Here is a 20,707-nt window from a genome sequence, read left to right as displayed (position 1 = left end):
ACCCATCCAGCAGCAGGAACTGATCACTTTATGAACGGCTCTGAACGACAAAGCGTCGCATGCGTATAATGCGCGCCTTCTTCACCACCACCGCGTCCCGGCGTCCCTCGGACACCCTCCGCACCGGGCAGGAGCTGTAATGAACGAAAGTTTCGAAGACTGGATGATGTATGGCCTGGTGACCGGCCTGATCCTGTTCATGGCCTTCATCGTCTGGGACCTCGCCAAGAAGTCCAAGGCCGGCCGCATGGGCACCATGGTGCTGTTCTTCGCACTGGGCCTGGGCGTACTCGGCTTCCTGATCAAGTCCGTGGTCGTCGCCGGGCTCGAAGGCGGCTTCTGATCCCGCGCCCCCTGCCCCGGGTCTCAAAGCTCGGGGCTGACTTCCCGCCACTGCCCCGGCTGTAGGTCATCCAGCTGCCATGGCCCGATGCGTACGCGCACCAGGCGCAGCGTGGGCAGGCCGACCGCCGCCGTCATCCGCCGCACCTGGCGGTTGCGCCCTTCGCGGATCACCAACTCCAGCCAGGCCGTCGGTATCGACTTGCGGAAACGCACCGGCGGGTCGCGCTCCCAAATATCTGGCTCCTCCAGCCGCCGGGCCTCGGCCGGCAGCGTCGGGCCATCATTGAGCTGCACACCCTTGCGCAACCGGTCGAGCTGCTCGTCACTTGGCTCGCCCTCCACCTGCACCCAGTACGTCTTCGGCAGCTTGTGCTTCGGATCGGCGATGCGCGCCTGCAGGCGGCCGTCGTTGGTCAGCAGCAGCAGGCCCTCACTGTCGCGGTCCAGGCGGCCGGCCGGGTAGATGCCCGGCACGTCGACGAAATCCTTCAGCGTCGCGCGGCCCTCGCTGTCGTTGAACTGCGTCAGCACGTCGAACGGCTTGTTCAGCAGGATCAGCCTGGGTTGCGCCGGCGGCGCCTTGGCCACGCGGCGAAGCGTGGGGCGGGTGGCTGGACGACGATTGGCGGGACGCGGAGGACGGGGCATGGCGTAATGAGTGGTAACCGAGGTTGGGGGTGCGGCAAATGCCCAGCATGCTAGGTTGTGGCGAGTATTCATCGCAAGAGCATGCACGAGCATACCCATGAGCCACCCCACTTGGCTGATCACCTTGCAGAACCTCAGCGGCCGCCTCGGCGCCCGCTATCGCGGCGCACAAAGCCCCCATTTCGACGGGCAGCGCTTTCACAACCTCGACCGCCAGCCGCATCACGGCCTGCGCGCCTTCCTTAAATGGCAGCGTGAGCGGGGCCGACAGGCAGAGTGGATCGCCCAGCCCGGCCCCGATACCCGCCCGGAGACGCCAGCCCGCGTCGAGGGCGACGAACTGCGCGTCACCTACATCAATCACGCCACCCTGCTGATCCAGCACCGCGGTCTGAACATCCTCACCGACCCGCTCTGGTGCGAGCGCACCAGCCCGTTCAGCTTCGCCGGTCCCAAGCGTGTGCATCCGCCGGGCCTGGCGCTGGACGAGCTGCCGCCGATCAACCTGATCCTGGTCAGCCACAACCACTACGACCACCTGGATATCCACAGCCTGCGCGAGCTGGCGCGGCGCTTCCCTTCGGCGAAGGTGGTAACGGGACTGGGCAATGGCGAGCTGATCCGCGCCTGCGGGTTCACCGATATCGCCGAACTGGACTGGTGGCAGAGCCTGCCGATGCCCGAAGGCATGCTGCTCACCGGCGTGCCGGCGCAGCACTGGTCGGCGCGCTCGCGGCGCGACACCAACCGCACGCTGTGGATGGGCTTCGTGCTGGAGTCGCCGGACGGCCCGCTGCTGTTCCCCGGCGATACCGGGCTGGGCGAAGAATTCGGCCTGATGCATGAGCGCTTCGGCCCCATGCGCTTCGCCGCCCTGCCTATCGGCGCCTACGAGCCGCGCTGGTTCATGCGCCACCACCACATGAACCCGGATGATGCCGTACAGGCGCACCAGCACCTCGACTCGCAGTGCAGCATGGCGATCCACTTCGGCACCTTCCGCCTGAGCGACGAAGGCCAGTTCACGCCGGTCAGCGACCTGGCGGCAGCGCTGCAGCAACGTGGCGTGGCGGCGGAGCGTTTCCGCGCGCCGAAGCCGGGTGAGCAGTGGCTGGTGCCGCCGATGCCGGACGCATCCCTGTAGGTGCAAGCAAACGCGGACAAAGTCCGCTATTCCCTGAAATATCGCGCCCGGGCCCCTCTCCCTTCAGGGAGAGGGTTAGGGAAAGGGAAACTCCGGGCACGGACTTTCAGAGAAAGACAGTTGCTCCTACGTAAAGGGAAGCTTCGAGGGTGACGTGTAGGAGCGGCCTCAGTTCTCCCGCACCCGCTTGCTGCAGCAGTTGCGATAACGCTTGCCGCTGTTGCACGGGCAGGGCTTGTCGCCGCGACCGCCCAGCTCCAGCCAGCTTTCCAGGCGCTGGCGCATGGAGTCGCGGACTTCCCGGCGCTCGTCGTCCTGCTGCGGCTTACTCAGCTCGCGGCTCAGCCAGAGGTAATCCTCCAGCAGTTCGTCTCGCTCCAGCGCATGCAGCTGTTCGGCCAGCGGTACGCCTTCGTAGCGGCGCTTCGGGTCGGGCAGGAAGGCGATGGCTTCGCCGCCCGGCAGAACATTCCACAGGCGCCCCTGGGCGTCGCGCCAGCAGGCGCTGAAACGGGCGCGCAAGGCCAGGCCCGGCCACTCTTCCAGGCACCAGCCGTCCACCCGCTCGCCGCCCAGGCCTTCCACTGCCTTGCCCACGGAGAACCAGGGCTCGCCGGCGATGCTGTCGGGCAACGGCAGTGGCGCGGCGACTTCGGGCGTGCCGTTTTCCACCAGTCGGCGGGCGAAACGACGCAGCGGATTGGTGAGGTGCGAGGGGGCGCGGAACGGCATGGGATCACCAGCGGAAGAGGTCGGCGAAAGTCCGACCGGAGGGACGCGCCACGGTTCCCCGTGGCGCGGGAGGCGAGCATTCTAGGCTCGCCTGGGGCGGCGTCAACGCGGGGCGATCAATAGTCCCGCGTGGAAATCGGCTGCGCCTCGCCGCTCAGCTCGCGCAACAGGTCATCGAGCAGCGCGGAAGCGCCGAAGCGCAGGTGCTCCGGCTTGATCCAGCCGGCGCCGAAACGCTCCTCCGCCAGCTTCTGGTAGGCCTGAGCATCGGCCAGCGTGCGCAGTCCGCCGGAGACTTTCAAGCCGACCTTGCCGCCCTCCTCCTCGATGGTTTCGAGCATTATCCGCACGGCTTCGGGCGTGGCGTGCGCCGTCGCCTTGCCGGTGCTGGTCTTGAGGAAGTCGGCGCCGCCGGCGATGGCATCGCGGCAGGCCGTGCGGATCAGCTCCGGCTCGGCCAGCTCGCCGGTTTCGAGGATCACCTTGAGCCGGTGGTACGGCCCGCAGAGTGTCTTGCAGGTGCGGATCAATTCCACCGCACCGGTCTCCTGGCCAGCCTTGAGCTTGCGCCAGGGGTAGACCAGGTCGATCTCGTCGGCCCCCTCGGCAAGGGTCTTGCGTACCTCCTCCACGACATCGGCCAGCGGCGCGTCGCCGCCGGGGAAGTTGCACACGCTGGCAACCCGCACGCTGCGACCGCCCAAGGTATTGAGCGTGCGTCGGGCGATGTGCACCAGCTTCGGCCACACGCACACCGCCGCCACTTCGCCGTAGGGCGTCAGCGCGCGGCGGCAGAGGTCCACGGTACTTTGCAGGTCATCGCCGGCATTCAGCGAAGTCAGGTCCAGCAGGGCGAGCACACGGCCCGCCGGGGTCTTGCGAGGATCGGTCATCGGCAATGCTCTCCATCGACTTTCTTCAGGCAGCCGGGGCGACCACCATCACCCCGGCAGGCGCTCCGCGCCCTGTCGCAGATCAGCGGAACGGCGGCTCGTCGAAGCTGCGCAGCTTGCGCGAGTGCAGCGAGTTGAGCTGGGTGCGCAGCAGGTCGACGGCGGCAACGCCGATGGACAGGTGCTGGCTCACCGCGCGCTGATAGAAGGCCGTGGCAGCGCCGGGCAGCTTGATCTCGCTGTGCAGCGGTTTGTCCGACACGCACAGCAGCGTGCCGTAGGGCACCCGCAGGCGATAACCCTGCGCGGCGATGGTGCCGCTCTCCATGTCCACCGCAATCGCCCGCGCCAGGTTGATCAGTGGGCGCTCCTGGGCCCAGTGCAGTTCCCAGTTGCGGTCGTCGTAGGTGAGCACGGTGCCGGTGCGCAGGCGACGCTTGAGCTGGTCGCCACGCTCGCCAGTCACCAGCGCGGCAGCTTCCTGCAACGCCAGTTGCACCTCGGCCAGCGCCGGGATCGGGATGTGCGGCGGCAGCACGCGGTCGAGAATTCCATCGCGGCGCATGTAGGCGTGGGCCAGCACATAGTCGCCGATGGTCTGCGATTGCCGCAGGCCGCCGCAGTGGCCAACCATCAGCCAGCAGTGCGGACGCAGCACAGCGAGGTGGTCGGTGATGTTCTTCGCGTTGGACGGGCCGACGCCGATGTTCACCAGGGTCACGCCGTCGCCGTCCTCGGCGATCAGGTGATAGGCCGGCATCTGGAAACGGTGCCACTCGACGCTGGCGACGATGGCATTGGCTTCACCTTCATCCGTGCCGCGCTCGATGATTACGTTGCCCGGCAGGACCATGCGCACGAAGCGCGGGTCATCGCGCAGGCGCTCCAGGCCCAGGTGGATGAACTGGTCGACGTAGCGGTGGTAGTTGGTCAGCAGGATCCAAGGCTGCACGTGCCGCCAGTCACTGCCGGTGTAATGCACCATGCGGCGCAGGGAAAAGTCCGTACGCGCGGCGTCGAACAGCGCCAGCGGCATTGGGTCGGCGTTCTCCCATTCATACAGGCCGTCAGCAACACCGTCAGAGGTGGCCGACAGATCGGTGCTGGGGAAAACCCGCGCCAGCTCGGCCGCGGTCACACCCGAGCCCCCCAATTCATCGCCGCCTTCCACCACATAGGGATACGGAATGTTCTGCGCGCTGACGCCGACTTCCACCCGCACGGTGAAGTCCTCCATCAGCGGGCGCAGCTGCTCCAGCAGGTATTTGCGGAAGGCCTTGGGCTGGGTAATAGTCACGGCGTAGGTGCCGGGTACCTGGACCTTGGCGTAGGCGCGGGTGGTCGAGGGCACTTCGCCCTGGCACAGGTAGGTCACCCGTAGCAGTGGGTAGCGGAATTGTTCGCGCTGTTGCGCGTCAGGGACTTCGCGGTCCTTGAGGTACCGCTTGAGCGCCTGGTTCAGGGCGCCGGTGGCGCGCTCGTGGAGCACGGCCAGTTGATCGACGGCCTCTTCGGCGGTCTGCGCGACGAAGAACTCGTCGCCAGTCGTAAGACTCATGGTGGGCATCCTGTCTGAACGATCAGCTCCATCTTGCCTGCTTCCGTTGCGGAAGGGGATGACAGATTCATCAGAGACGATCAGTGACAGGAGCAAACCAGCTGCCCATGGCGGGCAGCTGGCAAAGTTGCATCACACCAGATGCGGCGTCGCCCGTGCCACCAGCGCTTCCACATCCACGCCGCGCGGCAGGGTGCCGTAGACGCAGCCGCCGTCGTCCAGGCGGCTGGCGATGAAGGCGTCGGAGACCACCGAATTACCCGCTTCCAGCAGCAGCTTGGCCTGCAGGGCGATGGCGACGTTTTCGGTGAGCTGGCGGGCGCGGTACTGGATGTCCTGGGTGTCGGCGAAGGAGGCCTTGAGGTTGCCGATGAACGAGGCCAGGCGCGCGTCGCCGTGGCCGTCGCCCAGTTCGCTGAACAGCGCGTCGAGTACGCCGGGCTCCTTGGACAGGGCGCGCAGCACGTCCAGGCACTGCACGTTACCCGAGCCTTCCCAGGTGGAGTTGACCGGCGCCTCGCGGTACAGGCGCGGGAGGATGGTGTCCTCGACGTAGCCGGCGCCGCCCAGGCATTCAGCGGCCTCGTTGATCATCGCGGGGGCGCGTTTGCAGATCCAGTACTTGCCCACGGCGGTCACCAGCCGGGCAAACTTGTCTTCCTGTTCGTCGTGCAGATTGTCCAGGGCGCGGCCCATGCGCATGGTCAGGGCCAGTGCGGCTTCGCTTTCCAGGGCGAGGTCGGCCAGCACGTTCTGCATCAGCGGCTGTTCGGCCAGAACACGACCGCCGACCTGGCGGTAGGCGCAGTGGTGCGCGGCCTGGGTCAGCGCCTGGCGCATCAGCGAGCTGGAACCGACCATGCAGTCGAAGCGGGTCATGGCGACCATCTCGATGATGGTCGGTACGCCACGGCCTTCCTCGCCGACCATCCAGGCCAGCGCGCCGCGGTATTCCACTTCGCTGGAGGCGTTGGACCAGTTGCCCAGCTTGTTCTTCAGGCGCTGGATGTAGAACTCGTTGCGGCTGCCGTCCGGGCGGTGGCGCGGCAGCAGGAAGCAGGTCAGGCCCTTGTCGGTGTAGGCCAGGGTGAGGAAGGCGTCGCACATCGGCGCCGAGCAGAACCACTTGTGGCCGACCAGTTCGTAAGCCTGGCCCGGGCCAGGGATGCCCACCGGGTAGGCGCGCGTGGTGTTGGCGCGTACGTCGGTGCCGCCCTGCTTCTCGGTCATGGCCATGCCGATGGTGGCGCCGGTCTTCTGCTCGATGGGCAGGTTGCGCGGGTCGTATTCGGTGGAGAGGATCTTCGGCAGCCATTTCTCGGCGAGGTCCGGCTGCAGGCGCAGGGCGGGCACGCTAGCGAAGGTCATGGTCAGCGGGCAGCCGGTGCCGGCTTCGGCCTGGCTGTGCAGATAGCTCATGCCGGCACGGGCGACGTGGGCGCCGGAGCGCGGGTCGGTCCAGGGCATGGATGGCAGGCCTGCCTCGACAGCCGCGCGCATCAGCTCGTGATAGGCCGGGTGGAACTCCACCAGATCGACGCGGTGGCCAAAGCGGTCGTGGGACTTGAACACCGGCTTGTTCTCGTTGGCGAGGAAGCCCGCCGCCATCAGCGGCCCGCCGGCCAATGCGCCGTAGGCGTCGAGCTTCTGCTCGGCCCAGCCTCCGCCGTAGCGGCGCACCCATTCCTGCAGCGGCACGTCGATGCGATAGAGGTTGGCGCCGTCCAGCGGCGGTACCTGGTTGGTCACTTCGTGGGTTTCGGCGTATTCGTGCGGGATCATGACGGGTCCTCCATAACAGGCGTGGGCGAGGCAGGTGTGGTTGCGCCGACGGCGCGCAGGCAGAAGCTGGCGAGGGCGTCGCTGACGTCCTCCAGGGAAACGCTGGACTGGCCGGCATCCCGCGCGGCGCGGGCGGGCGGCGAAAGCGGGCCGATCAGGGCCTCGGCGATGGCGCCGACCAGGCAGGCGGCGATCAGTTGCACCGGCTGGGGCTGGAATTCGCCGGATGCGATGCCTTGTTCCAGCAGGGTCACGAACAGCGCGGCGTAGGCTTCGCGGTAGATCAGGCGCTGCTCGTCCACTTCCGGATCGACCGGCTCGGCGATCAGCGCGAAGGCCAATTGGCGGCTGCCCCAGGCGCGGGCGGCGAACTGGTGCAGGCCGCGATTCAGGCGTTCGGAAGCACTGCCGGGAGCTTTCAGCAGCGCGCCCAGGGTGTCGACCTCGTGCTGGCTGGCACGGGCGAAGACCTCGGCGGCCAGTTCGCCCTTGCCGCTGAAGTGCCGATAGAGGCTGCCGGTGGCGATGCCGGCGGCGTCCGCCAGGCTCTGCATGGTCAGGGCGGCAAAACCGCCGTCGACCACCCGCGCCAGCGCCAGTGCGAGGATGCGCTCGCGCAGTTCGCCGTCCTTTTGCAGCCGCGCGGGGGAGTGTCGGTAGGCCATGGTCTGAATCCGGATTCACTGCATGAAATTCAGTGAATCACGGTTCAGACTTTTACTGAAAGGGACATTCCCGCCACGGGCGGAGCGATTCTGGCCAACCCGCCATCCCCGTTAGGACAGTTACCAAAGCGGCATCTGGTAGCTGACGATCACCCGCGTCTCGTCGATGTCGTTGCCGAAGTCGCTGCGGAAGGCGCCGTTGCGCACCTTGAAGCCGAGGTTCTTCAGCGGGCCTGTCTGCACCACGTAGCCGATATCGGTGTCGCGCTCCCACTCCTTGCCGCGCCCCTGGCCGTTCAGCAGGTCGATGTGGTCGCCCTGCAGGTAGCGGGTCATGAAGGTCAGGCCGGGCAGGCCGAGGCCGGCGAAGTCGTAGTCATAGCGCGCCTGCCAGGAGCGCTCGTCCTTGTTGGCGAAGTCGCCGATCTGTACGAAGTTGGTCAGGTACGGGTCGGTGCCACTGAGGTAGGCGAAGCCGGTATCGCCGGACATGCGCTGGTAGCCGACTCCGAAACCGCTGCCGCCGATGCGATAGGTGAACAGCGCGTTGAGCGCGCGGTTGTCGACGTTGCTGCCGCCATCATCGGTGGAGCGGGCCAAGCGGACATCCGACTTGAGCGACTGGCCCTCGGTGATAGGCAGGGTGTGCACCACGCTCAGGTAGTGCTGGCGGTAAAAGTTCTCCAGGCCGCCGTAGTGGTAGCTGGTGCTGAGGTTGTCGGTCCAGCGGTAAGTGCCGCCGGCGAGGTTGAAGCGGTCGCTGCTGGTGTGGCCGCCAAGCACAATGTTGCGCTTGTTGCCACGGGTCATCGACAGGTCTTCGTCGTTGGTCGAGTCGCGCTGCTTCACCTGGCGCAGTTGGCCGAGCTGGGCGCTGAGGCCGTCGATCTCGTTGATCTCGGCAAGGCCGCCCTGGAAGGTCTGCGGGGCCAGGCGGGTGTCGTTGTATTGCACCACCGGCAGCTTGGGCAGCAGGGTGCCGACCTTCAAAGTGCTCTTCGAGGCGCGCAGCTTGGCCGTCACGCCGAGGGAGCTGTAATCGTCGGCGGCGCGCTTGTCGCTGGCCGAGTACGGCAGCAGGCCGGAGCCGGTGCGATCAGGGCTGGAGTCCAGCTTGATCCCCAGCAGGCCAAGCGCATCGACGCCCACGCCCACCGTGCCTTCGGTGTAGCCCGACTCGAAGCGCAGCAGGAAACCCTGCGCCCACTCCTCGGATTTCGACTGCGCGGCACCGCTCTGGCGGTAGTCGCGGTTGAAGTAGAAATTGCGCAGCTCCAGGTTCGCCTTGCTGTCCGCGATGAAGTCCGCGTGGGCGAACAGGGGCAGGCAGGCGAAGCTCGAAACGAGCGCCCGTACGGGAAGATTTTTCATTGTTGTTGTCTCTTCGTCAGGTGAGGTGAAGGCGGCGCCGCTCCTGAAGGCGCCGCGCTCGGGATCAATCGGAGAGCAGGCCCTCCAGTCGCTGGCGGATCAACTGGCGCGCCTGCTCGACGATGTCGCGCAGCAGTTCCTCGCAGCTGGGTTCGTCATCGATCAGGCCCTGGACCATGCCCGCCGACCAGATACCCAGGTCGGTGTCACCCTGCTCGTAGACGGTGCGCCCGCGCAGGCCGCTGACAAGCGTGGCGATGTCGGCGTAGGTGGCGTTGCCGCGCGCCTCGATGGCCAGCACTTCCTGGCTGATCGCGTTGCGGGCGACCCGCGCGCTGTTGCGCAGCGAACGCATGATCACGTCCGTGGAGCGCTCGTCCGCCGCGCGGATGGCCGCTTTGACCTGCGGATGGATCGGGCACTCGCGGGTGCTGAGGAAGCGCGTGCCCATGTTGATCGCATCGGCCCCCAGCGCCAGCGCCGCGACCAGCCCGCGCCCGTCGGCGAAGCCACCGGAAGCGATGATCGGCACGCGCAGCCGGTTGGCTGCGGCGGGCAGCAGGACCAGGCCGGGAATGTCGTCCTCTCCCGGATGGCCGGCACACTCGAAGCCGTCGATGGACACCGCGTCCACGCCCAGCTGCTCAGCCTTGAGCGCATGGCGTACGGCGGTGCATTTGTGGATCACCTTGATCCCGTGCTGGCGAAATTCGGCGATGTGCTCGCCGGGGTTGTTGCCGGCAGTTTCGACCACGCCGATGCCGCCCTCGATGATCGCCGCGCGGTATTCGGCATAGGGGATCGGCTTCTGCGTCGGCAGCAGCGTGAGGTTGACGCCGAAGGGCTTGTCGGTGAGTTCACGACAGCGGGCGATCTCGTCGGCCAGTGCCTGCGGGGTCGGCTGGGTCAGCGCCGAGAGCGTCGCCAGCCCGCCGGCATTGGCCACTGCCGCCGCCATCTCGGCGCGCCCCACCCACTGCATGCCGCCCTGCATGATCGGGTGTTCGACGCCGAAGGTTTCAGTGAATCGGGTCTTGAACATGCGCCTGTCCTCCGAAGGGTCAGATCGGGTCCCAGGAGAACACGTCCGGGCTGCGCGCCAGGTCCATGAAGCTGCCGCGCAGCGCGGGCATGCCGTGCTCGGCGATGCTCTGCGGGGTCCAGCCGTTGTCGCTGTGCACGCTGCGCAGCGGGCGGCTCTGGCTCATCAGGAATATCTCGTGGTTGCGCGCGGCGAACACCTGGCCGTTGACCGCACTGGCGGCGTCGGAGGCGAGGTAGACGGCCAGCGGCGCGTTCTTGTCCGGGGTCATGCGCTGCAGGTTTTCCACCCGCGCCTTCTGCTCCGGCGTCTCGGCCGGAATGGAGTCGGTCATACGGCTCCAGGCGAAGGGCGCGATGCAGTTGGAGCGCACGTTGTAGCGCTGCATGTCGAGGGCGATGGACTTGCTCAGCGCGACGATGCCGAGCTTGGCCGCCGAGTAGTTGGCCTGGCCGAAGTTGCCGATCAGCCCCGAGGTGCTGGTCATGTGCACGAAGGCGCCGCTGTTCTGCGCGCGGAAGTGCTCGGCGGCAGCGCGGCTGACGAAGAAACTGCCGTTGAGGTGCACGTTGATCACCGACAGCCAGTCCTCGGCGCTCATCTTGTGGAAGATGGTGTCGCGCAGGATGCCAGCGTTGTTCACCACGATATCGACGCGACCGAAGGCGTCGATGGCGCTGGAGACGATGCGCCGGGCGCTGTCCCAGTCCGACACGCTGTCGGTGTTGATGGCGCCGTCGCCGCCGCGCTGGCGGATCAGCCCGAGGGTTTCCTCGGCCGGGGAAGCCGAGCCGCCCTCGCCCTGCAGGGACACGCCGATATCGTTGATCAGTACCCGTGCGCCACTGTCGGCCAGGGCCAGGGCGATCTCGCGGCCGATGCCGCCACCGGCGCCAGTGACGATCGCTACCTTGCCTTCGTTGAGTCGTTGGGTCATTGCTGATTCCTTACTGTTCGTTAATCAGGGGATTCGCTGCGCGCACGATCAGCTCGGCAGGCCGAGCACGGCCTTGGCCAGAATGTTGCGCTGGATCTCGTTGGTGCCGCCGTAGATGGTGGTCGGCCGCGACTGGATGAAGATGCCCGCCGGGTGCAGTTCGGGATCGTCGGCGAACGGGTTGAGCAGCGCCGAATCCGCCCCGGCGATCTCCAGCCCCAGCTCGCTGATGCGCTGGTACAGCTCGGACTGGTGGATCTTCAGCAGGGAAACGTCCGGGCCCAGTTCCTCGCCGCGCCGCAGGCGTTCGGCGAAGCGCTCGTAGAGCGCCTTGTGGCAGTCCAGGTCCATGCTCAGCGCGGCGAAACGCTGGGCGAACACCGGGTCGTCCCACAGGCCCTGGTGACGAGCCAGGCGCACCAGGCGTTCGAGGGCGAAGGTGGCCTGCTTGGGTGAACCCAGGAAGATGCGCTCGAAGCCAAGCAGCGCCTTGGCCATGCCCCAGCCGTGGTTGACCGCGCCGACCAGGTTCTCCTCCGGCACGCGCACGTCGTTGAAGAACACCTCGCAGAACTCGCCCTGCAGTTCCAGGTTGAGGATCGGCCGCACCTCGACGCCCGGGCTGTCCATCGGCACCAGCAGGAAGCTGATGCACTGCTGCGCCTTGGCGCTGCGCTCGGTGCGCGCCAGCACGAAGATCCAGTTGGCCTCGGTACCCATGGTGGTCCAGGTCTTCTGGCCGTTGATCACCCACTCGCCGTCACGCAGCACCGCCTCGGTGCGCAGGCTGGCGAGATCGGAGCCGGCGTTGGGCTCGCTGTAGCCCTGGCACCAGATGTCTTCACCGCTCAGGATGCGCGGCAGGAAGCGCTCGCGCTGGGCGTCGGTGCCGTAGCGGATCAGCAGCGGGCCGAGCATGGTGATGCCGCTGTCGGGCAGGCGTGCGCAGCCGTAGTTCTCCATCTCCTCGATCATGATCAGCTGCTTGCCGGCGGCGAGGCCCATGCCGCCGAACTGCACCGGCCAGCCGGGGCACAGCCAGCCCTGTTTCGACAGTGCCTGGTACCACTCCCAGGTGTCGTCACGGCCCAGGCGGTGGGCCGGGTTGCGGATGCGCTGCGGGTAGTTGGCGGCGACCCAGTCGCGCACCAGCCGGCGGAACTCGCCATCTTCGAGGGCGTTGTAATCGGTCATGTCACGGCTCTCTTGATTACTGGCCCCGGAAATTCGGGGAACGTTTATCGAGGAAGGCCGCCTTGCCTTCGGCATGGTCGGCGCTGAGGAACAGCTGGCTCTGGAAATCGCCTTCGCGCTCGAGCAGCAGCTCCAGGCCGTCGGCCAGCAGGGCCTTGGTCAAGGCCAGCGGCAGCGGCGCCTGTTGCTCCACTTTCGCGGCCAGCGCGAGGGCCGCGTCCAGCGCGGCACCCGGTGCGCAGAGCTGGTCCACCAGGCCGATGCGCAGCGCTTCCTCGGCTTCGATGACCTGGCCGAACATCAGTACCTGCCGCGCGCGGCCGACACCGATGCGCGCCGGCAAGGTGTGCAGCTGGCCGAGATCGGCGAGCAGTCCGACCTTGCCGAAGCCGGCAGCAAAGCGCGCCGTGCCGCCGCACACCAGGCTGTCGCAGGCCAGCGCCACCGACAGCCCGGCGCCCACCGCCCAGCCTTCGATGGCGGCGATGATCGGCTTGCCCATGCGCAGCATCTGGCGGATCAGATCGGCGTTCTTCTGCATGCGCACGCGGCCGGCGTTGAGGTCAGTGACGTGCATGTCACTGAGGTCGCCGCCGGCGCTGAAGACTTCCGCCGAACCGGTGAGCACCACGCTTCGTACGGCGGCATCGGCATCCGCTGCGCGCAGCGCGTCGAGCAGCTCGGCGCGCAGTGCGGGAGACAGCGCATTGCGCCGCGCCGGATTGTTGAAGCGCAGCAGGCGCACCGAGCCGTGGGTTTCCTGCAGCAGCATCTCGCTCATCACGCCACCTCCGCATGCAGCAGGGCGATGTAGCGCGCCCGGTGGAAGGCCAGCGAGCCCTGGCTGTTAAGCAGCACCATGGCGCGTCGCAGGAACAGGCCGATGTCGGCCTCGTCGGTGTAGCCGATGCCGCCGTGCAGCTGGATCGCCTGGCGGGTCACCAGCATGGCCGCTTCGGCGGCGCGCACTTTGGCGGTGGACACCAGGCGCTGCACCTGCGCGACCGGCGCGCCTTCGTCCAGCGCGGTGGCCGCTTCGCCGACGATGGCGCGGGCCAGTTCGATCTGCAGCTTCAGGTCGACCATGCGGTGCTGCAGCGACTGGAAGCTGCCGATCTCGCGGCCGAACTGGCGGCGTACACCGAGGTAGTCGCGGGTCTGTTCGAAGGCTGCGTCCATCAGCCCGACCAGATACGTCGCGCAGGCCAGTGCCGATTCGTCGAGGGCAGCGGGAGAGGCTTCGACCCGTTGCGCCGGCGTGCCGTCGAAGCGCAGGCGCGCCAGGTGGCCGCCGTCCTGGGTCGGCTCCTGATGAACGCTCAGTCCTTCGGCATTGCGCTGCACCAGCGCGAGGCCGGCGTTGCAGGCGACCAGCCAGGCATCGGCTGCAGCCCCCAGCGCCACATGGGCGATCTCGCCGCGCAGCTGGCCGTCGCGCAGCACCGGCAACGCAGCAGCGGCTTCGTAACCGATGCCGGCAGGCAGGATCAGCCGCTCGCCGGCCAGCAGCGCATCGCGCTCGTCCGCCGGCAGCAAGGGAGCGACCAGGCTCGCCTCGATCAGCGGTTCGGGCAGCAGGCCACGGCCGAGTTCTTCCAGCAGCGCGGTGTACTCGGCCATGCCCAGGCCGCTGCCGCCCAGTTCCTCGGCAAGGCGCAGGCCCGGCCAGCCCATGGCGCAGACTTCCGCCCAGGCGTCGCGGTCGAGGCCCTGCGCCTGGAAGCGCAGGCGGCGCACCCGGCCCAGGTCGCCGCCACGCGGCACCAGGGAGGCGGCGCTGTCACGGATCATCCGCAGGCGCTCTTCGCGCTCCTCGGCCATCGCGGTGTTGTCGGTCATTTCGTCATTCCCGTGTCGGTTGAACAGCGCCGGCCGCAGCGGGCCGGTACTTGAAACTGCCGGTGGCGCTGGCGATCAGCTCGCCGGCCCCGTCGAAGATTTCCGCCGCGCAGAAGCACAGCGTGCGGGTCCGCCGCAGTACCCGGCCGACGGCGTTGAGCTCGCCGCTGGTGCTGCCCATGAAGTGGGTGGCCATGTCGATGGTGACCATCGAGCAACCCGGCATCTGCACGCGGATCGCCCCGGCCATGGCAGCATCGAGCACGCTCATCAGCACGCCGCCGTGGAAGCTGCCGATGTAGTTCATCAGCTCCGGGCGGTGAGGCAGGCGCACCCGCACCACGTCGCCATCGATCCAGCGCTCCAGGCCAAGGAACTCCTGGAAGGTGAAGCGGCCGCTGGGGAACATCTCCAGGCCACCCTCAGCAGGTGCAGCGGCGCGGGTCGAGGTGAGATCGGTCATCGAACGCTTTCCTCCGTGGCAGGCTGACCCACCGGGCGCGCCAAGCCTTGTACCGCCGGGCGCGCAGGCGCTGCAGGTGCGGCATCGGGCTGCGGGCTGCGCGCCTCGCGGTTCGGGTCATACAGGCGGTTGGGGATCATCAGCGCGGGGATCAGGCCGGTGATGACGTAGGTGATGCCCATGACCAGGAAGCCCGCGCCGATGGACACGTGGGAGGCCAGCAGGCCGATGGCCGCCGGGGCCACCGCCGCGCCGATGCGGCCGAGGTTGTAGGAGGTGCCCACGGCGGCGCCGCGCACCTGGGTGGAGAAGCTCTCGGTCATGTAGGTGGCCAGCACGCCCACCGGTACGCCGTAGATGAAGCCGAACAGCGCGAGGATCCAGACGATGTTGTCCGGCGTGTGCCAGAACACGATCACCGGCATGAAGATCGCGGTGCCGATGGCGCCGGCGGCGAAGGTGGCGCGGCGGCCGAAGCGGTCCGAGGCGATCCCGGCGAGCACCTTGCCGAGGATCATCGCGGTGTAGGTGCCGACCATGTAGCCGGTCATGGACTTGAAGTTCATGCCCAGCTCGCTTTCCAGGTACGAGGGCATCCAGTTGTTGGTGCCGTAGTAGCCGAACAGCAGGAAGCACGAGGTGATGCTCCAGAGCACGAACATGCGGCGGGTGGACGGATCCACCAGCAATTGGCGCATGCCGCCGCTGGGCGCGCTCTGCTGGCGACTGCTGGCCTGCTGCGCGCGTTGCGCACGAGCCGCCAGCCAGGACGGCGACTCCGGCACCCAGGGCCGCAGCGCCAGGCAGATCAGCGCCGCGCCGATGGCGGTGAAGAACAGCGCGCGCCAGCCGTAGTCCGGGATGATCTGCCCGGCGAGCACCGTCGCCACTAGGTAGCCCACGGTCCAGCCGGCCTGCATGGTCGCCAGGATGGTGGTGCGGTACTTGGCGGTGACGAACTCGGACATCAGGATGTTGCAAGCCACGAACAGCGAGCCCAGGCCCAGCGAGGAGACGAAACGGATCAGCGCGAAAGCCCAGTAGTTGTGCGCCAGGCCCAGCAGCGCGGTGCCGACGGAGAACACCAGGATGGTCCAGGTGACGACACGCACCCGGCCGAAACGATCACACGCCCAGCCGCCATAGATGCCGCCGATGGCCATGCCGGCCAGGGTGATGCTGCCCAGCGAGCCGGCCTCGAAGTTGGACAGGCCGAACTCGGCCTTGAGGCTGTTCAGGCTGTAGGCGAGGAACATCAGGTCGGCGCCATCGGCGAGCAGACCCAGGAAGCAGAAGAAGAAGGCGATCACCAGGGTCCGCCGCGGTAGCGCGGTGCCCTGGGCCAAGCTGTCGGGTGCGTTCATTGTTGTTGTTCTCGCAGGTTGGTTGAGGTCGTCGTCGCGCTAGGCCCGCCCGGCTGGATCTCCGCTGTCCGGGGTCAGGCGCACGCGGCCGTTGTCCAGCACCACCACGTCGCGCTCGAGGACGCGGGTGCGGAAGGAGCCGTCATTCCAGATTTCCGTACGCAGGGTTTCGCCGGGGAACACCGGTGCCGAGAAGCGCACCTGCAGGTGGGCGAAGCGCTCCGCGCGGTAGTCGGCGAAGCCGCGCAGCAGCGCATGGAAGGCCACGCCGAGGGTGCACAGGCCGTGCAGGATCGGCCGCGGGAAACCACCGCGAGCGGCCGCCGCGGGGCTGGCGTGGATCGGGTTGTCGTCGCCGTTGAGGCGGTAGTGCAGCGCCTGTTCCGGGCGTGTCGGCAAGTCGATGACCAGGTCCGGCGCCTGCTCGGGCAGACGGTGCGGCTGACTGAGCGACTGACTGTCGCCGCCGAAGCCGCCGTCACCGCGCAGGAAGGTGGTGCCACGGGCAATCGCCAGCACCTCGCCGCTCTGCGCGTCGCTGACGACCTTCTCGCTGTAGAGCAGCGCGCCCTTACCGGCTCCCTTGTCCACCAGACCGGTGACGCGGGTGCGGCCGATCACTTCGCCTTCCACCGGCAGCGGTTTCAGCCACTCGATACTCTGCTCGCCATGGACCAGGCGCAGCGCATCGACGCCGGTGTCCGGGTTGCCCAGCCAGAAGCCGGGATGGCCGAGCACCACGGCCATGCAGGGCAGCGCCTGGAGGTCGCGGTTGGCGTCGACGAAGGTCAGCTGGTGCTCATCCATCGGGTCGGCGCCGAGGCCCACCGACAGCGCGTAGAAGGCGCTGTCCTGGCGGCTGAAACGCTGCCGCACTTCGGGGATCGGGTAGTTCAGCAGGTGCTCAGGATTCAGCGCCATGGGCCACCTCCTCCACTTCCAGCACCGCATCGGCGGCCCAGGCGCCCTGCCCTTCGGGCATGGCGAAGACTGGGTTGAGGTCGACCGAACGCAGGCGCGGGCCGGCCTCGGCAGCGAATTTCGAGAGCTGCGCGAGCACCCGCGACAGCGCCTTGATGTCGGTCACCGGACGACCACGGGCGCCCAGCAGCAGCGGCGCTCCCTTGATGCTGCGGATCATCTGCTCGGCCTCGTCGACGCCGAACGGACAGCGGCGGAAGACCACATCCTTGAGCACTTCGACGAAGATGCCGCCGAGGCCGAACACCGCCACCGGGCCGAACTGCGGGTCGCGCTGGATACCCATGAAGCACTCGACGCCACCCTGCAGCTGACGGGCCACCAGCACGCCGTCGAGGCGGGCGTTCGGTGCCTGTTCGGCAGCGCGTTGCAGCAGCAGGTCGTAGCCTTCGCGCACAGCCTGGACGCTGTCCACGTTGAGCAGGACGCCGCCGATTTCCGACTTGTGCAGGATGTCTGCCGAAGCGATTTTCAGCACCACCGGGAAGCCGATCTGTTCGGCGAACGCGGCGGCTTCGGCGGCGTTTTTCAGCACGCGCTCGGGCGCCGATTCGATGCCGGCGCGCGCCAGCAATTGTTTGGCTTCGGCCTCACCAGGTGTGCTGGCCGGCAGCTCGACCCCATCGGGTGCGGGAGTCTTGCGCAGCGGGCGGGCGAAGGCTTCGCCCAACTGGCCCATGGCCTGGATGGCGCGCACCGCGCGAGTCGGGTCCTCGAACAGGGCGAAGCCGGCCTTCTGGTACGGCGCTAGCTCCTCGCCCTCGCCCATCACCGAGACCACGAACAGGCGGTCCGGGTGATCGGCCTTGATACGCGCAAACTGCTCGGCCAGCCGCGGGCCGATGGAAGCGGCAGTGCCGGCCTGGGTAAAGAAGGCGATCAGCGAGCGGTAGCCGCCGTCCACCACCATGGATTCGGTGAAGTCGTGCACCAGGCTCAGGTCGTTCAGCGCCTGCGCCGTACAATCCACCGGGTTGAGCGGCGAGGCGTAGTGCAGGCGCTGCTTCAGGCGCGCCTGTGCCGCTTCGGGCATCGGCGGCATGGGCAGGCCGACGTCCTCGGCAGCGTCGCTGACGATGATGCCGGCGCCACCGCTGACGGTGATCATCCCCAGGCTGTTGTTCACCGGGTAGATGCGTTGGGTGGCGAGGTAGGCGATGTCCACCAGCTCCTCGGTGGTGCGCGCACGGACCACGGCGTAGTCGGCCAGCACCGCGTCGAGCACCTTGTCGTCGCCGGCCAGGGAGGCGGTGTGCGACATGGCCGCGCGGCCGCCCAGCTCACTGCGCCCGACCTTGTGCAGGATCACCGGCTTGCCGGCGCGATGGGCTGCTTCGAGGGCGGCGAGGAAGCTGTCGACGTTGCGGATCGATTCGGCGTAGGCCATGACCACGTCGATCTCCGGCGACTCCACCAGCCAGCCGATGGCATCGCCCAGGGTGACATCGGCTTCGTTGCCGGTGGCGACACAGATTGGTGTGCCCAGCCCGCGCTGCCGCGACAGGCCGAGCAGGTGCGCGCCATAGGCGCCGGACTGGGTGGCGATGCCGACCCGCCCGGCCAGCGGAATGCCGCGCTCCAGGCTGGTGGAGAAGAAGGCGTAGTAACCCAGGTTGGCATTGAACACACCCAGTGCGTTCGGCCCCAGCAGACGCATGTTGGCCGCACGGGCGGCTTCGACGATGGCGTCCTGCATGGCCACGCCTTCCTCGCCGACTTCGCTGAAGCCGGAGGAAAACACGATGGCGCTGCGTGCGCCCTTGCGGCCCAGCGCCTGGACGGTCTCGAGCACCTGCGGCGCCGGCACCGCGATGATCGCCACATCCGGCGCCTCGGGTAGCGCGTCGACGCTGGCGTAGGCCGGCAGGCCCTGGATCTCGGTGCGGTTGGGGTTCACCGGCAGGATGCGCCCGCTGAAGCCGTTGCGCAGCATGTAGGCGATGGGCCGGCCGCCGATGCGGTGCGGGTCGCTGGATGCGCCGACTACGGCGACCGAGCGCGGCTGCACCAGGGGGGTGAGGCTGGAGAAACCGGTGTGTTGCAAGTGACTCACTGACATGACGTTCCACCTGAACAAGTAGCGGGTGCCGGGCGTTTGCGTGCCGGCGCGAGGGCGAACGCGTCCACGGCAGGCTGCGAGCAGCAGCCACCGGGAGCGTCAGCCCCGAGTTTCAGAGCCCTGACTGTCAGGGCACGGGATTTCAGAGCACGGCTTGGGTGCCGAGCAGTGCGGTCACCTGGCTGGACAAGGTCCCGCCATTGCCGTGCAGCAGAGCCACATCGGCCTTCTTCAGCTGGCGTTCACCGGCCTGGCGGCGCAGCTGGGTGACCGCCTCGATGATCAGGAACATGCCGTACATGCCCGGATGCACACAGGACAGCCCGCCGCCGTTGGTGTTCACCGCCAGCTCGCCGCCGGGGGCGATGCGTCCGCCCTGGACGAAGCGGCCACCCTCGCCCTTCGGGCAGAAGCCGAGGTCTTCGAGGAACAGGATCGTATTGATGGTGAAGGCGTCGTAGACCATCACCAGGTCGATGTCCGCGTGCTGCACCCCGGCCATCTGCATGGCGCGCGGGCCGCTCTCGGAAGCGGCGGTGACGGTGAGGTCAGGCATGGCGACGATGGAGCGGTGCCACTGCGCGCCGGCGGCGCCGAGGAAGTAGATCGGCGCTTTGGGCAGGTCGCGCGCGCGGTCGGCACGCACCATCACGCAGGCGCCGCCGCCATCGGTGACCAGGCAACAGTCGGCCTTGCTCAGCGGGTCGCTGACCATCCGTGCGGCGAGCACCTCATCGATGCTCAGCGGGCCACGGGCAAAGGCCTCGGGGTTGAGGTTGGCCCAACCGCGCGCCGCCACGGCCACTTCGGCCAGATGCTCGCGGGTGGTGCCGTATTGATGCATGTGGCGGCTGGCGGCCAGGGCGTAGGCGGTAATCGGGTGGCGCGGCTGGTAGGGCGTCTCGTGCCACTGCGGTTCGCTCATCGACACCAGCTTGCCGCCGGCAGTGCGCTGGTTGGAGCCGTAGCAGATCAGCGCCGCGTCACACAGGCCGGCTTCCAGGGCCAGGGTCGCCTGCAGCAGGTGCAGCTCGAAGCTGGAGCCACCGACGTTGGTGCCGTCGACGAATTTCGGCTTGATGCCGAGGTACTCGCAGACTGAGAGCGTCGGGAAGGCGTGGGAGCTGGTGGCCGAGAACACCGCGTCGATGTCCGAGAGCGCAAGCCCCGCATCGGCGATGGCCTTCAACGAGGCCTGGCCGAGCAGTTCCATGGCGCTGTAGCCGTGGGCTTCGCCGATACCGGCGCTGCCGATGCCGACGATGGCGGTCTTGCCGCGCAGGACCTGGCTCATGACTGTGCCTCCGCCAGGGGCTCGAAGACGACGGCGGGGCCGCTGTCCTGCTGGGCGATGCGCGCCTTGACGCGGGTGCCGATGGGCAGGCTGAGATGGCCTTCGATACGGGACATCATGCGCACGCCTTCGTCGAGGTCGACCAGGGCGACGTTGTAGTCACCGCTGCGGGCGCGGTTGACGGTCAGGGCATAAAGGGTACCCAGGCCACTGGCGGGAACCCATTCCAGGTCCGTTTCGCCGCTGCCGGGCACCTGGGTGCGCGGGTAGAACACGTGCCGGCCGGTGGAGGCGCTGCGCTGCAACATGAAGCGCCCCTGGGCGAGGAAGGCGAGGTACTGCGCCTCTGGCCCTGGCATGTTGCGGTCGGGGAAATCCACCATTGAGGTTTCTCCT

20 protein-coding genes are annotated in these 20,707 nt (G+C 67.8%); 2 read left to right on the top strand and 18 right to left on the bottom strand.

Translation table 11 applies throughout. The annotated features are described in order from the left end of the window. The first annotated feature begins 139 nt into the window (after window positions 1-139). The gene (locus ACIPK7_RS19130) at window positions 140-343 is read left to right on the top strand and encodes a DUF2788 domain-containing protein (RefSeq protein WP_015475469.1); all 204 of its coding nucleotides are present in this window, start codon (window positions 140-142) and stop codon (window positions 341-343) included. A 23-nt stretch (window positions 344-366) separates the two neighbouring features. Here ACIPK7_RS19130 and ACIPK7_RS19125 read toward each other — a convergent pair whose 3' ends face one another. Further along, complete coding sequence (locus tag ACIPK7_RS19125) at window positions 367-933, bottom strand: pseudouridine synthase (RefSeq protein ID WP_192435073.1); 567 nt, start codon at window positions 931-933, stop codon at window positions 367-369. 151 nt (window positions 934-1,084) lie between these two features. Between ACIPK7_RS19125 and ACIPK7_RS19120 the strand changes: the two genes are divergently transcribed. Then, window positions 1,085-2,137 (top strand): MBL fold metallo-hydrolase, encoded by a 1,053-nt coding sequence (locus ACIPK7_RS19120; RefSeq protein ID WP_192435075.1) that lies wholly within the window; start codon window positions 1,085-1,087, stop codon window positions 2,135-2,137. A gap of 168 nt (window positions 2,138-2,305) precedes the next feature. Here the strand turns inward: ACIPK7_RS19120 and ACIPK7_RS19115 are convergent, their stop codons facing one another. The 17 genes from ACIPK7_RS19115 to ACIPK7_RS19035 form a co-directional block, all read right to left on the bottom strand. Further along, on the bottom strand, window positions 2,306-2,869 hold the full coding sequence (locus ACIPK7_RS19115) for a hypothetical protein (protein ID WP_401089542.1): 564 nt from the start codon (window positions 2,867-2,869) through the stop codon (window positions 2,306-2,308). 116 nt (window positions 2,870-2,985) lie between these two features. After that, on the bottom strand, window positions 2,986-3,762 hold the full coding sequence (gene deoC, locus ACIPK7_RS19110; RefSeq protein WP_401089540.1) for a deoxyribose-phosphate aldolase: 777 nt from the start codon (window positions 3,760-3,762) through the stop codon (window positions 2,986-2,988). 82 nt (window positions 3,763-3,844) lie between these two features. Beyond that, window positions 3,845-5,320 carry an AMP nucleosidase gene (gene amn, locus ACIPK7_RS19105; RefSeq protein ID WP_192434853.1) on the bottom strand — a complete coding sequence of 492 codons (1,476 nt, stop codon included), beginning with the start codon at window positions 5,318-5,320 and terminating at the stop codon, window positions 3,845-3,847. Window positions 5,321-5,452: 132 nt separating this feature from the next. After that, window positions 5,453-7,102, bottom strand: coding sequence for an acyl-CoA dehydrogenase family protein (locus tag ACIPK7_RS19100; RefSeq protein WP_401089538.1), 1,650 nt, complete (start codon window positions 7,100-7,102; stop codon window positions 5,453-5,455). Continuing rightward, on the bottom strand, window positions 7,099-7,767 hold the full coding sequence (locus tag ACIPK7_RS19095; protein WP_401089536.1) for a TetR/AcrR family transcriptional regulator: 669 nt from the start codon (window positions 7,765-7,767) through the stop codon (window positions 7,099-7,101). The genes ACIPK7_RS19100 and ACIPK7_RS19095 overlap by 4 nt, the downstream gene beginning before the upstream one ends. Before the next feature lie 120 nt (window positions 7,768-7,887). After that, complete coding sequence (locus tag ACIPK7_RS19090) at window positions 7,888-9,138, bottom strand: OprD family porin (RefSeq protein WP_401089534.1); 1,251 nt, start codon at window positions 9,136-9,138, stop codon at window positions 7,888-7,890. 64 nt (window positions 9,139-9,202) lie between these two features. Continuing rightward, entirely contained in the window at window positions 9,203-10,180 is a 978-nt protein-coding gene (locus ACIPK7_RS19085) for an NADH:ubiquinone reductase (RefSeq protein WP_081517182.1), read from the bottom strand. A 19-nt stretch (window positions 10,181-10,199) separates the two neighbouring features. Next, window positions 10,200-11,117, bottom strand: coding sequence for an SDR family NAD(P)-dependent oxidoreductase (locus tag ACIPK7_RS19080; RefSeq protein ID WP_015475457.1), 918 nt, complete (start codon window positions 11,115-11,117; stop codon window positions 10,200-10,202). Between the two features lie 48 nt (window positions 11,118-11,165). Next, the gene (locus ACIPK7_RS19075) at window positions 11,166-12,311 is read right to left on the bottom strand and encodes an acyl-CoA dehydrogenase family protein (protein WP_401089532.1); all 1,146 of its coding nucleotides are present in this window, start codon (window positions 12,309-12,311) and stop codon (window positions 11,166-11,168) included. A 16-nt stretch (window positions 12,312-12,327) separates the two neighbouring features. Beyond that, on the bottom strand, window positions 12,328-13,083 hold the full coding sequence (locus tag ACIPK7_RS19070; RefSeq protein ID WP_401089744.1) for an enoyl-CoA hydratase/isomerase family protein: 756 nt from the start codon (window positions 13,081-13,083) through the stop codon (window positions 12,328-12,330). An 8-nt stretch (window positions 13,084-13,091) separates the two neighbouring features. Beyond that, the gene (locus ACIPK7_RS19065; RefSeq protein WP_401089530.1) at window positions 13,092-14,150 is read right to left on the bottom strand and encodes an acyl-CoA dehydrogenase family protein; all 1,059 of its coding nucleotides are present in this window, start codon (window positions 14,148-14,150) and stop codon (window positions 13,092-13,094) included. Window positions 14,151-14,154: 4 nt separating this feature from the next. Beyond that, on the bottom strand, window positions 14,155-14,559 hold the full coding sequence (locus ACIPK7_RS19060; RefSeq protein WP_401089742.1) for a PaaI family thioesterase: 405 nt from the start codon (window positions 14,557-14,559) through the stop codon (window positions 14,155-14,157). 50 nt (window positions 14,560-14,609) lie between these two features. Continuing rightward, window positions 14,610-15,977: an MFS transporter gene (locus tag ACIPK7_RS19055; protein WP_401089528.1), complete on the bottom strand. Its 1,368-nt coding sequence runs from the start codon at window positions 15,975-15,977 to the stop codon at window positions 14,610-14,612. A 39-nt stretch (window positions 15,978-16,016) separates the two neighbouring features. Then, window positions 16,017-16,898, bottom strand: coding sequence for a MaoC/PaaZ C-terminal domain-containing protein (locus ACIPK7_RS19050; RefSeq protein WP_401089526.1), 882 nt, complete (start codon window positions 16,896-16,898; stop codon window positions 16,017-16,019). Next, window positions 16,882-19,017 (bottom strand): acetate--CoA ligase family protein, encoded by a 2,136-nt coding sequence (locus tag ACIPK7_RS19045; RefSeq protein ID WP_401089524.1) that lies wholly within the window; start codon window positions 19,015-19,017, stop codon window positions 16,882-16,884. The genes ACIPK7_RS19050 and ACIPK7_RS19045 overlap by 17 nt, the downstream gene beginning before the upstream one ends. Before the next feature lie 142 nt (window positions 19,018-19,159). Continuing rightward, complete coding sequence (locus tag ACIPK7_RS19040) at window positions 19,160-20,311, bottom strand: thiolase (RefSeq protein WP_401089522.1); 1,152 nt, start codon at window positions 20,309-20,311, stop codon at window positions 19,160-19,162. Next, window positions 20,308-20,694 (bottom strand): Zn-ribbon domain-containing OB-fold protein, encoded by a 387-nt coding sequence (locus ACIPK7_RS19035; RefSeq protein ID WP_401089520.1) that lies wholly within the window; start codon window positions 20,692-20,694, stop codon window positions 20,308-20,310. The genes ACIPK7_RS19040 and ACIPK7_RS19035 overlap by 4 nt, the downstream gene beginning before the upstream one ends. Window positions 20,695-20,707: the final 13 nt, after the last annotated feature.

Source organism: Pseudomonas sp. NPDC086581, from assembly GCF_044746165.1.
Classification (GTDB): domain Bacteria; phylum Pseudomonadota; class Gammaproteobacteria; order Pseudomonadales; family Pseudomonadaceae; genus Pseudomonas.
The sequence above is the reverse complement of the archived record's forward strand: the minus strand, read 5'-3'. Positions and strand labels throughout refer to the sequence as shown.

Coding starts and splice junctions, on each gene's coding strand:
- ACIPK7_RS19035 (WP_401089520.1), bottom strand. CDS start 20,694: ATGGTGGATTTCCCCGACCGCAACATGCCAGGGCCAGAGGCGCAGTAC.
- deoC (WP_401089540.1), bottom strand. CDS start 3,762: ATGACCGATCCTCGCAAGACCCCGGCGGGCCGTGTGCTCGCCCTGCTG.
- ACIPK7_RS19100 (WP_401089538.1), bottom strand. CDS start 7,102: ATGATCCCGCACGAATACGCCGAAACCCACGAAGTGACCAACCAGGTA.
- ACIPK7_RS19130 (WP_015475469.1), top strand. CDS start 140: ATGAACGAAAGTTTCGAAGACTGGATGATGTATGGCCTGGTGACCGGC.
- ACIPK7_RS19085 (WP_081517182.1), bottom strand. CDS start 10,180: ATGTTCAAGACCCGATTCACTGAAACCTTCGGCGTCGAACACCCGATC.
- ACIPK7_RS19040 (WP_401089522.1), bottom strand. CDS start 20,311: ATGAGCCAGGTCCTGCGCGGCAAGACCGCCATCGTCGGCATCGGCAGC.
- amn (WP_192434853.1), bottom strand. CDS start 5,320: ATGAGTCTTACGACTGGCGACGAGTTCTTCGTCGCGCAGACCGCCGAA.
- ACIPK7_RS19060 (WP_401089742.1), bottom strand. CDS start 14,559: ATGTTCCCCAGCGGCCGCTTCACCTTCCAGGAGTTCCTTGGCCTGGAG.
- ACIPK7_RS19115 (WP_401089542.1), bottom strand. CDS start 2,869: ATGCCGTTCCGCGCCCCCTCGCACCTCACCAATCCGCTGCGTCGTTTC.
- ACIPK7_RS19075 (WP_401089532.1), bottom strand. CDS start 12,311: ATGACCGATTACAACGCCCTCGAAGATGGCGAGTTCCGCCGGCTGGTG.
- ACIPK7_RS19090 (WP_401089534.1), bottom strand. CDS start 9,138: ATGAAAAATCTTCCCGTACGGGCGCTCGTTTCGAGCTTCGCCTGCCTG.
- ACIPK7_RS19070 (WP_401089744.1), bottom strand. CDS start 13,083: ATGCTGCTGCAGGAAACCCACGGCTCGGTGCGCCTGCTGCGCTTCAAC.
- ACIPK7_RS19065 (WP_401089530.1), bottom strand. CDS start 14,150: ATGACCGACAACACCGCGATGGCCGAGGAGCGCGAAGAGCGCCTGCGG.
- ACIPK7_RS19080 (WP_015475457.1), bottom strand. CDS start 11,117: ATGACCCAACGACTCAACGAAGGCAAGGTAGCGATCGTCACTGGCGCC.
- ACIPK7_RS19050 (WP_401089526.1), bottom strand. CDS start 16,898: ATGGCGCTGAATCCTGAGCACCTGCTGAACTACCCGATCCCCGAAGTG.
- ACIPK7_RS19095 (WP_401089536.1), bottom strand. CDS start 7,767: ATGGCCTACCGACACTCCCCCGCGCGGCTGCAAAAGGACGGCGAACTG.
- ACIPK7_RS19045 (WP_401089524.1), bottom strand. CDS start 19,017: ATGTCAGTGAGTCACTTGCAACACACCGGTTTCTCCAGCCTCACCCCC.
- ACIPK7_RS19055 (WP_401089528.1), bottom strand. CDS start 15,977: ATGAACGCACCCGACAGCTTGGCCCAGGGCACCGCGCTACCGCGGCGG.